We start from the raw sequence: 7,843 nt of genomic DNA, 5'->3' as shown, positions 1-7,843 counted from the left end.
GGGGGGGGGGGGGGGGCGCCCCAACCCCCCCCGCCGCGGGGGGGCCCCGGGGGCCCCGGTTCCACGTTTCAGATCCGAGCGTGAGTGGCGTTTCTCGTCACTGCCACCAGGTGAGGTACCACACGGTGTAGGCGAAGATGAGTCCGAAGCCGATGCCCACGGCGAACATGAGCAGGTACCAGCGCCGGCTGATGTTGAGGTGCATGAAGAGCCAGAGCTGCGCCGCGACTTGCACCGCCGCCATCGCCAGGAGCAACGGGATCAGGATCTTGGACGGCAGCCAGCCCATGCCCACGGCGAAGAAGGCGATGAGGCTGAGGCCGACCATGACGACCGTCCAGCCGACGTACGACGCAGGCGACGCGTGCTGCGGACCGCCGTGCGCTTCCTGCGCGTTGCCCTTCCCCACTAGAACACCAGCCTTTCCGTGAGGTAGACGACCGTGAAGATGACGACCCACACGACGTCGACGAAGTGCCAGTAGAGGCCGGCCACGAAGAGCCGCGACGCGTCCTCCTGCGTGACGTCGTCCTTGAGGAACGAGTTGATGAGCCAGGCCGCCAGCCAGAACACGCCGAACGTCACGTGCAGGCCGTGGAAGCCGACCAGCGTGAAGAAGGCGCTGGCGAACGCGCTGGTGGAGGGCGCGAACCCCTCGTTCACGATGTAGGACCAGAACTCCCAGCCCTGGATGCCGAGGAAGATCTCGCCGAGGACAATGGTCACCGCCAGCCAGGCCTGCACGCCGCGCAGGTTGCCCTGCTGCGCGTGGTGCGTGGCGAACGCGCCCGTCATGCTGCTCGTCAGGAGCGTGACGGTGGCGATGCCGACGAGCGTCAGGTTGAAGAGCTCGTCCGGCTTCGGGCCGCCGTTGAACTGGCCCCACAGGGCCAGGAACGTGCCGATCAGCGAGGCGAAGAGCACGGCTTCGCCGCCGAGGAACGTCCAGAATCCGAAGATGCGGTTCTCCTGCGTGGTGCCCGGCGTCAGGCGTCCGGGCACCGCGGCGGGCGAACCGCCGCCGTGGTCATGGGCGTGAGCGTGGGCATGCGCGTGAACTTGCGCCAACTTACGCGGCCTCCCCTTCGCGTGGCGTGACGTGGTAGCCCGGGTCCACATGGAACATGCCGCGGTACAGCATCACGGCCGTCAGGGCCAGGCCGAGCAGAAGGAGCCACTTCTGGCTGAGGATCGCGCCGTACCCGATGATCGTGACCCCGACGCTGAGGTAGAAGGGAATCGGGGTCGGCGACGGCATGTGGATCGGCTCCAGCGGCGTCGCCGCCGGCATCTTCTTGTTGCCGTTGCGCTTCTCGAACCACCAGGCGTCCCGCGCGCGCACTTCAGGCAGCTGGGCGAAGTTGTACTCCGGCGCGGGCGAGGGGATGGACCACTCCAGCGTGCGGGCGTCCCACGGGTCTGCCGGGGCGTCGGCCGGCTTCATCAGCGCGCGGATGACGTTGATCAGCACGGTGAGGAAGCCGAGCGTCAGGATGAACACGCCGATGGTGCTGACGAAGTTCCACGTCTCCAGGCCCAGGCCCGGCTTATAGGTGAAGATGCGTCGCGGCATGCCGAGCAGGCCCAGCAGGTGCATCGGGAAGAACGTGACGTTGAACCCGATGAAGACCAGCCAGAACCCGAGCTTGCCGAGGCCCTCGTCCAGCATCCGGCCGAACATCTTCGGGAACCAGTAGTACAGCGCGGCGAGCAGCGCAAAGAGCGAGCCGCCGATCATGACGTAGTGGAAGTGGGCGACGACGAAGTACGACATGTTGTATTGGTAGTCGGCCGGCGCCATGGCCACCATCACGCCGGACATGCCGCCGATGACGAAGATCGGGATGAAGCCGATCGCGTACATCATGGCGGTCGTCGTACGGATGCGGCCGCCCCACATCGTCATGATCCAGTTGAAGATCTTGATGCCGGTGGGCACGGCGATCGTCATCGTGGAGAGCGCGAAGATCGAGTTGACGACCGGGCCCATGCCGACGGCGAACATGTGGTGGCTCCAGACCATGAAGGACAGGAAGCCGATGGCGAGCAGCGCCAGCACCATGCTGTCGTACCCGAACAGCGTCTTCCGCGAGAAGGTCGACACCACTTCCGAGATGATGCCGAAGGCCGGAAGCGCCAGGATGTAGACCTCCGGATGGCCGAAGATCCAGAAGAGGTGCTGCCACAGGATGACGTTGCCGCCGGCGTTGACGTTGAAGAAGTTCATCCCGAGCAGCCGGTCGAACGCGTTGAGGAAGAGGTCGACCGTGATCGCCGGGAACGCGAAGAGGATGACGATGGACATCACCAGCGTGGCCCAGGTGAAGAGCGGCATGCGCCGCAGCGTCATCCCCGGGGCGCGCATGTTGATGATCGTCACGATGAAGTTGATGCCGGAGATGAACGTGCCGAGGCCGGCGATCTGCAGGCCGATGTCGTAGAAGTCGATGCCGGTCCCGGGGGTGTACGTGGGCTCGCTGTTCGGCGCGTAGTTGAACCAGCCGTTGTTCGGCGCGCCGCCGATGATCCAGCTGGAGTTGAAGAGGATCCCGCCGAGGAAGAAGAGCCAGAAGCTCAGCGCGTTCAGGAACGGGAAGGCCACGTCCCGGGCGCCGATCTGCAGCGGCACGACCGCGTTGACGAACGCCGTGAACAGCGGCATGACGGCGAAGAAGATCATCGTCGTGCCGTGCATGGTCAAGAGCTCGTTGAACGTGTTGCCCACGAAAAGGTGCAGGCCCGGCTTCATGAGCTGCACCCGCATGAGGAACGCCTCGATCCCGCCCAGGGTGAAGAAGAACGCCGAGGCGATGAGGTAGAGGATCCCGATCCGTTTGTGGTCGACGGTCGTGATCCAGCTCCACAGCCCCGTCCGCGCGGGGGCGCCGGCGTGCGCGGCGCTCCTGGAACTTGAGAGTCGTTCGGTCACGGCAGCCATGTCAGTCCCTCTTCCCCGACGCTATTTCAACGTCTCCAGGAAGGCCACGACGGCCTTCACCTGGTCCTCGCTCAGCCCGAGGTTGTTGGGCTTGCCCGTCGACTTCAACGCGGTGGGCATCTTCACGCCGGGCTTGACGGCCGACGCGTCCGACACCCAGCGGATGAGGTTGTCGTGGTTGTTCTCCAGCGTGAGCGCGGCGATGGTCTGGCGCAGCATGAGGCCGGTGAGGTTCGGGCCGATGACGCCCTTGAAGTCCGTGCCGGCGATGGCGTGGCAGCTCTGGCAGCTCTGCGCGAAGACCTGCATCCCCGCCTGGGCCTCCGCGTCCGTGGGCGCCGTGAACGGCTTCTTCATCTCCGCGACCCACGCGTCGAACTTGTCCTTGGGCTCGGCAATGACGGAGAAGTCCATATACGCGTGGCTGTCACCGCACAGCTGGGCGCAGGCGCCGGTGTAGACGCCCGGCTGGTCGGCGCGGAGCCAGAGGCGATTCTCCCGACCCGGGATGGCGTCGACCTTGCCCCCCAGGCGCGGCGCCCAGAAGGAGTGGATCACGTCGCCGCTGGTGACGCGGAATGCGACGGTGGTGCCGACGGGGACGTGCAGCTCGTTCGCCGTCACGATGCCGAGATCCGGGTCGGTGTAGCGGAACTCCCACCAGAACTGATGGCCGATCACGTCGACATGCATGACGGGGCCGTCGTCCGGGATGTCGTTCAGGTGGAACACGGCCCGCACCGTGGGCACGGCGAGGTACGCGAGGAGCAGGATCGGGATGATCGTCCACGTGAGCTCCAGATAGGCGTTGCCGTGAACCTGCGAGCCCTCGCCGTCCTCGCCGCGGCGGGCCCGATACCGGATGAGGACATAGGCCAGCATGAGCATGACGACAAGAAAGACAAAGGTCATGACGTACAGGCTCTTCTCGATGAGCTGCAGCTGCAGCCGCGCGACGGGACCGGCCGGGGAGAGCGCCGACTGGGAGTAGTCGACGCGTTGACCGGCGCAACCCGCGAGCGCGAGGGCGGCGACCGTCAGCACGGGAGCCCATAACCGAAGGAAGAACCGCTTGGAAGAACGCAAGCCGGCACCACCATTCGAACAAGTTGGGAACGTTACGCGTGGCTGCCGACGCCGGAAAAGGCGCGGCGTGGCGACCTTTTCGCCTGGGCAATTATAGCAGTCCTGGAGGACCGCGACAAACCGCGCACCTTCAGACCCTTTTAGGGATTTTACCTTGGATCTTCAAGGATTAACCATTCGACGAACGGCCCAAAATTTGGACGCCCGTCGTGCGGCCACACGGGAGGCGGCGCTTGCATGCGGCCGAGCGCGGTGACGCGGCTCACGCCGAGCTCGGCCAGCTCGCGCAAGGGGAGGGCGGGCCAGGCTGGCGGGTCCGGCGCGAGCGCCAGCGTGGAGAGGCGCGGGGCGTACGGGCGCAGGGCCGCGAGCGTGTCGCTGAGGCTGTCGACTTCGTACAGCGCGATGGTGCGGAAGCCGGGGGAGAGCGCGGGCGCCGGGGCGCCGGCGGCGCCCGGTCGCGACTCCGGTTGCGGCGGCCACGGCTCAAGGGTCACGGTCCAGGCCAAGCCGCCGTCCTCGGGCAGCCAGAGCTCGGCGCCGCCCGAGAACTCCGCCCGCGCCCGCGCCGCCAGCACGGCCGCCGCCGCGCCCTCCGGGAGCGGGCCGCGCGGCAGCACGCGCTCCACGCGGGCCAGGGCGCGGGCGAGCGCCGCCGCGAAGGCGCGCGGCCCGACCGCGCCGCCGCGCTCCACGAAGGCCATCTGCGGCGAGAGGCAGCCGTGCTGGTCGTACAGGGCGACGTCACGCGCGAGCGCGCGGGCGGCGCGCGCGGCAGCGCGGCCGTCGGCGAGCGCGGCGGCGGCGACGTGCGCGGCGCTCAGGCGGGGGCCGTACACGGCCAGCCGCTTGCCCTCCGAGACGAGCGGGCGCAGGGCGGCGACGGCCGCCTCGCCGCCGTAGATCGCCACCGCGTCGGCGTCCGCGAACGCGCGGCGCCACGTGGCCTCGTCCTCCCGCGGCCAGCGGACGAGCGCGAGCGCGCCGGCCACCTCCGGGTCCACTTCCCGCAGAAGCCCAAGAAAGAGCGATGGCACGACGGGTTCGGCCGCGGAGGTGCGGCAGGCGACGGCCGACCGCAAAAGAAGGAGGTCGACGATCGTCGGCAGCGTGGCGACGGGCACGTTGCCCGCCGCGACGACGAGGCTGAGCCGGGGTCCGAGCGCGACGGCGCGGACGCCGGGCGGTGCGTCACGGTGCGCGTTGCGGAGGGAGGGACCCCCGGGCGCGCCGCCGCCGGCCTCCCCGTCGAGCGCCCGCAGGTCGGGAAACTCCGCCCGCAGGCGAGCCTCCAGCGCCGCCCGGCGCAGCCCCGCGAACGCGGCGTCGACCGCGAGGCGCGCCATGGGCAGCGACAGGCCTGAGTGGCGCGGCAGCTCCGCCTCCGCGTCCCGGCGCAGCGGGTGGCCGTCCGCCGCAAGACGCGCCACCGCGTCCATGACGTCGAGAAGGTCGGCGAGCGGCCGCCGCCGCAGGCGCTCGTGGGCGGCGTGCAGGTGCCCGGCCAGCTCCGGCCACGAGGCGGCATCGACGGGTTGCGGCCAGGGAAGCGCGCCGCGGCCGCTCATCCCTGTGCCTGCGCCTTCTTCCGCAGCCACTGGAAGTACGCCACGATGCCCTTCGCGTTGATCCTCGCGTCGAAGCGCAACTGCGCCTCCGCGACGGGGTCCGCGGCCAGGCCGCGCCGGGCGAGATCCTCCCGGACGTGCGCAAGCAGCGCCTCCCGCACGGACGCGTCGTCCATGGGGTCGACGGCGCCCCGCGCGACTTCGACGTAGCGGCGCGCCTGTTCCGCCACGCGCTCCGCCAGGGCGCGCGGGTCGAGCCGCGCGGCCCCGAAATGCGAGAAGGCGACGGCGTCGATCGGAAGTTCCGCCAGGCGCCGCGCGGACGCGGCCATCGCGTCCGGGTCGAACTGGTTCGGCGCGGTGGACGGCAGCACGTAGGGCCGCGCGGCGGTGGACAGCGGCACGTAGCGGATGCCCATCACGTCCCCGGGCCACAGCACGCGCGCTCCCCGGTCATAGAAGGCGAAGTGGTGCAGGGCGTGCCCGGGCGTGTCGATGCACTCGATGGCGTGGCCGCCGCCGAGGTCGATGACTTCGCCGTCCGACGGGACGTACAGGCGCTCGGCCGGAACGGGCGCGACCGGCCCGAACAGCTCCTCCGCGGCGGGCCCGTGCACCTGCTTCGTGCCCTCGACGAGGCGGGTCGGGTCGACCAGGTGGGGCGCACCCCGCGGGTGGACGACGATGCGCGCGTTCGGCAAGTCCCGCGCCAGCGCGCCGGCACCCCCGGCGTGGTCGAGGTGCACGTGGGTGACGAGGACGTACGCGACGTCCTCCTTCGCGATCCCGGCCGCCTCCAGCGCGGCGAGGATCCGCGGGCGCGCGCGGGACCCGCCGGTTTCAATGATCGCGGGCCGCGGCGCCTTCACGAGGTACGCGCTGGTGCGGTGCGGCTCGCCTCCGTCGAAGAGGTCGATCCACTCGATGTCGCGGTCGCTGAGGTCGAGAAGGCACTCCGGCACGGCAGTCAATTGGATGCCTCCTTGAGCGTCGTCCTTCGGCTGGAAACGCCGTCCTTCAGCGACACCGGTCCTGCACGGGCGCTTCGAACGGCGCTTCCGCCCCCTTCACGCCTGCGGCCGCCCGGCGGCCAGCAGGTCCTCCACCGCCAGGGAACAGCCGCGCAATTCGGCGCCCTGGGCGCGGCCCTCCAGGGTGACGCGGCCCTGCGCGTCCACCCGGCCGACGTCCTCCAACTGCAGGAACGGCACCGTGTGCAGGTTGGCGAGGTCGCAGACGCGCAGCAGCCCGCGCTCCCCGGGCGGCAGGGGCCGCAGCGTGCCGGGGTCGACGGCCACCGCGCGCATCCAGGGCGGCGCGCGGAGGCGGCCGTCCTCGTCCGCGGCGCCCGCGCCGCCCAGCCGCGCGCGGCGCAGGCGGGCGTCGTAGAACTGGCTCGCCAGCTCCGTCATGCCGTACTCGTTGACGACGTGGTCCGGCGGCACCCCGAACGTGTCCGCGTACATGCGGAGCAGCGCGTCGCGCGCGATCTCCCGCCGCCGGCCCTTGAACCCGCCCGTGTCCATCACGCGGCTGCCCGCCGGCAGGCGGAAGCGCAGGCCGCGCGCGGCGAGCGCCTCGCAGGCGAAGACGAACCCCAGCACCGCGCCCGCGAGGAGCACCGGCCGGCCCGCGGCCTCCGCGCGGCGCAGGGCGGCGGCCAGCCCGTCCACGTCCAGGGCGCCCTCGCGGACGGCGCCGTCCAGGAAGAAGCGGCTTTCGTCCGTTCCGAAGCGGGCCACCACGGTGCGCATCATGTGCGCCAGGGAGGAGCGCGGCAGGTCCGGGAAGAGGACCAGGACCGGCATGCGCTCCCCCGTTGGGAGGTCGGGCAGCACGTAGTGGCGGAAGTGAGCCGCAAGCGCCGCCTCGTACAGCGACGGGTCGAGGATGTGGTGGCGGCCCGGCCGGTTCTGCGTCGTGCCGCTGGTCTCGAACACGGCGCGAGCAAGACGCACGTCGAACGTGGCGATGGCGGCGTCCTTCAACGCGACGGCCGGCACGGCGGGGATGTCCAGCCAGCCGGCCGGCACGCGGCGCGCGCTGCCGCCGCGCGGGCCGGCGCCGCGACGGTCGCAGAACCGCCGGTAGTGCGGGTTGTGCGCGTACTGGTACTCGAACACGCGGCGGGCGAAGTCCTCGAAGCGCGCGTCCGCGCAGGTGGCGCCGGGCCCGCCGCCCCTGCGACCTGCGGGCGGGCCGCCCTCGCCGCCGGCGGCCCCGCTTCCGCCATCCGCCTGCGCGCCGCCCG

At 70.7% G+C, this 7,843-nt stretch carries 7 protein-coding genes; all 7 read right to left on the bottom strand.

All coding sequences use genetic code 11. The features are described from left to right. Nucleotides 1-97: 97 nt before the first annotated feature. A complete protein-coding gene (locus IRZ18_07175) occupies nucleotides 98-409 on the bottom strand; it encodes a cytochrome C oxidase subunit IV family protein (GenBank protein ID MBX5476882.1) in 312 nt (103 codons plus the stop codon). Beyond that, nucleotides 409-1,119, bottom strand: coding sequence for a cytochrome c oxidase subunit 3 (locus IRZ18_07170; GenBank protein MBX5476881.1), 711 nt, complete (start codon nucleotides 1,117-1,119; stop codon nucleotides 409-411). Before IRZ18_07170 ends, IRZ18_07175 begins: the two co-directional genes overlap by 1 nt. Then, a complete protein-coding gene (gene ctaD, locus IRZ18_07165; GenBank protein MBX5476880.1) occupies nucleotides 1,070-2,938 on the bottom strand; it encodes a cytochrome c oxidase subunit I in 1,869 nt (622 codons plus the stop codon). The genes IRZ18_07170 and ctaD overlap by 50 nt, the downstream gene beginning before the upstream one ends. 21 nt (nucleotides 2,939-2,959) lie before the next feature. Further along, on the bottom strand, nucleotides 2,960-3,850 hold the full coding sequence (gene coxB / locus IRZ18_07160; protein ID MBX5476879.1) for a cytochrome c oxidase subunit II: 891 nt from the start codon (nucleotides 3,848-3,850) through the stop codon (nucleotides 2,960-2,962). A 323-nt stretch (nucleotides 3,851-4,173) separates the two neighbouring features. Next, on the bottom strand, nucleotides 4,174-5,592 hold the full coding sequence (locus tag IRZ18_07155; protein MBX5476878.1) for a hypothetical protein: 1,419 nt from the start codon (nucleotides 5,590-5,592) through the stop codon (nucleotides 4,174-4,176). Further along, nucleotides 5,589-6,563 (bottom strand): MBL fold metallo-hydrolase, encoded by a 975-nt coding sequence (locus tag IRZ18_07150; GenBank protein ID MBX5476877.1) that lies wholly within the window; start codon nucleotides 6,561-6,563, stop codon nucleotides 5,589-5,591. The genes IRZ18_07155 and IRZ18_07150 overlap by 4 nt, the downstream gene beginning before the upstream one ends. 96 nt (nucleotides 6,564-6,659) lie before the next feature. Then, nucleotides 6,660-7,843: hypothetical protein (locus IRZ18_07145; GenBank protein MBX5476876.1), on the bottom strand; the 1,184-nt coding region annotated here is incomplete at its 5' end.

The sequence above is a fragment of the Clostridia bacterium genome (genome assembly GCA_019683875.1).
Taxonomy (GTDB): domain Bacteria; phylum Bacillota; class Sulfobacillia; order RBS10-35; family Bu92; genus Bu92.
Note: the sequence above shows the minus strand (reverse complement) of the source record. Positions and strands in the feature narration are given on the sequence as shown.